Below are 2,687 nucleotides of genomic sequence, written 5' to 3' on the forward strand. Positions count from 1 at the left end.
GTCGTTTGATGAAAATGACGAACCATATATCTATAATCAAGAGCGTTGGACTTTAGGTGAAAGTACCTTATAACAAGAGACTATGGCGTCAATAGTAGAATTTAAACGTTTGGCGCTTCCCACATTACACCGTCTCTGAGCATCGAATTTAACGTTACAACCATCTTTCTGATGCAGGCGATTATGGCAACCTTCTTAGGTTTTCCAGCCGCCACTAATCGCTGATATACCGCTTTGAAAACAGGGTTTGATTGGATGGCAGACATCATCGCCATATATAAAACCGTTCTTACCTGATGGCGACCACCTTGGATTTTTCGTTGACCTTTGAAACGTCCACTTTCTTTGTTCATGGGCGCAACGCCGACTAATGAACTGGCTTCTTTGTTACTGATATATCCTAGCTCAGGTAGGTTACTAATAATTGATGCGGCAGCAATTTTACCAATCCCTTTCATGCTTTGAAGAATCACATTTTTGGCCTGATAATCAGGACACGTCTCGATAAGCTTCACGATTTTAGCTTCCACCTTTTCGATTTGATTTTTGAACACGGTCAGAATCGGTTTGATGGTCATTACGAGTTCTTTTGGCAGTATTTGAAGACGATTTTTCTCCATAGTTTGCATGACTAACAGTTGATTTCTTCTTGCCACTAAGTCGCTCATCATCCTCATTGTATCTGGCTTCAACGAAGACAAGTTGGGTCTAATGGCTTCTCCATAGTGGGCGATTAACTGAGCATCAAGTTTATCCGTTTTAGCTCTTCTTCCGATCGCGCCCGCAAAGCGTTTAATGTGTATGGGATTAGCGATAACGAAAGGCAAATTCGCATTCGCACATGCCATTATAAATGGCATTTCAAGTCGCCCAGTGGCTTCGATAATAATGCGTTCTGGGTGATACTGTTTGATGGTTTTGATTGCTTCTTTAATGCCTTTTTCATCGTTAGAAACAGAGAAAAAGATATCTGAAGGGCGGATATAAATATCGAGTTTGAACTTTCCAGTATCAACCCCGACATTATTGTTTTGAAGTGTGTTTGATTTCATAATAAGCTAACTCTTGCTTGCAAATGCGGGTTCGAGACCCAGTAGACTATTCGAGTATTTTGCTTGGAGTCCTTTGTCGCGTTCTTTCTTGTTATCGGTCTCTCAATAGAGGAGCCATCATTCAATCGAACTACGACAAGGAAAGCTTTAGTTGCAGCTAAAGCCTGGGTCTCACATTACCCGAAACTGGGAATTATTTGTAAATTAGGTGGGTTTATTATCCATACAAGAAAATCAACAAGGACAAAAAACAGTTGGCTTTTGCTCCTTCGTCGCTATTTTAGCCAACTATTTTTTGCCTGTTATTTAGGCGTTAGCAGTACAAGGATATGCCGTGAAAATCACTTTCAAAGGTCCCACCTTTTTCGACTCCACGGATGAAGATAAATTCTTCGAATGGATTTACTCTTTACCAAACTATGTCAAAATTACAGGCAAAGGTATGGAGTTAGAATTAGCTTTAAATGAGCCAATGAATCAATCAACTATCGATCAGATATTTATTATATTTAAACGATGGGATCTAGACTTTAATTCCTTAACTTGTTTTAAAGCTGACTATGTAGAATGGTTAGAAACATTTAGGAGCTAAAGTACTGCTAACAAGGCACTCAAAAGGACAAATAACAGTTGGTTTATGCTCCTTCGTCGCTTATTTTAACCAACTATTATTTGCCTCTTAGTGAGGCGTTACACCTCAATATTAGAGATCGTATGAATTTTGAAGAAAAGCCATACCTCAGGGAAATAGAATTAAAACGGGATGAAATTGATAGTTTCGATCAATTTCCATTTTGTGTGCCCGCAATAAAAGAGTTAGATTTTCTAGAGTTTCACCCTGATGTTACTTTTTTTGTCGGTGAGAATGGAGCTGGTAAATCTACTTTAATTGAAGCTATAGCAGTTGCTATGGGACTAAATGCAGAGGGCGGAAACAAAAATACTGGCTTTGTTACTGAAAGGACTCATTCTGATCTGGATGCTTTTATCAAAACAATTAAGAGCTTCAAAAAACCAAAGGATTACTACTTTCTAAGAGCTGAAAGTTTTTATAATGTCGCTACGTACATGGACCAGCTTGTTCCTCCTCCGATTCAAGGGTATGGGGGGAAATCATTACATAAGCAGTCGCATGGTGAATCATTCATGGCAACGATAACGAATAAGCTTCGTGGTCATGGTCTATACATAATGGATGAACCAGAAGCTGCATTGTCTCCAGCACGACAAATGGCTGCTATTTCGGCAATTCATCTGTTAGTTGAAGATGGCTCACAATTTATTATTGCTACACATTCCCCGATCCTTTTGGCCTATCCTAGAGCTAAAATATATCAGTTTGGCGAGAGTGGGATATACGAAACATCATATGAAGATACAGAACATTATGAAATCACGAGAGATTTCCTAAATAGACATGAACAAATGATGAAAATTTTAATGGAAGAGTGATGTGTAACAAGGCGCTGCAACCGACTGCCAAAACTGTCATTTGTTTTGCAAAAAGCCGCAAAACAAACGCCATTTTTTTCAGCAACTGAGCGCGGCGTTATAAAACCTACGGAAAGTACAGTGGTAGAAATTCGAGAAATGACAATCTCTGATTACCATGGGGTGATTAGCCTGTGGATTCAA

Annotated in this window: 2 protein-coding genes; one reads left to right on the forward strand and one right to left on the reverse strand. The window is 39.2% G+C overall.

The genetic code is table 11. The features are described from left to right. Positions 1–101: 101 nt before the first annotated feature. Positions 102–1,052 (reverse strand): IS110 family RNA-guided transposase, encoded by a 951-nt coding sequence (locus tag ACXJY6_RS19685; protein ID WP_458769375.1) that lies wholly within the window; start codon positions 1,050–1,052, stop codon positions 102–104. A 714-nt stretch (positions 1,053–1,766) separates the two neighbouring features. Here ACXJY6_RS19685 and ACXJY6_RS19690 point away from each other — a divergent pair. Next, complete coding sequence (locus tag ACXJY6_RS19690; RefSeq protein WP_458769376.1) at positions 1,767–2,504, forward strand: AAA family ATPase; 738 nt, start codon at positions 1,767–1,769, stop codon at positions 2,502–2,504. Positions 2,505–2,687: the final 183 nt, after the last annotated feature.

This window comes from Vibrio phycocola, assembly GCF_054404255.1.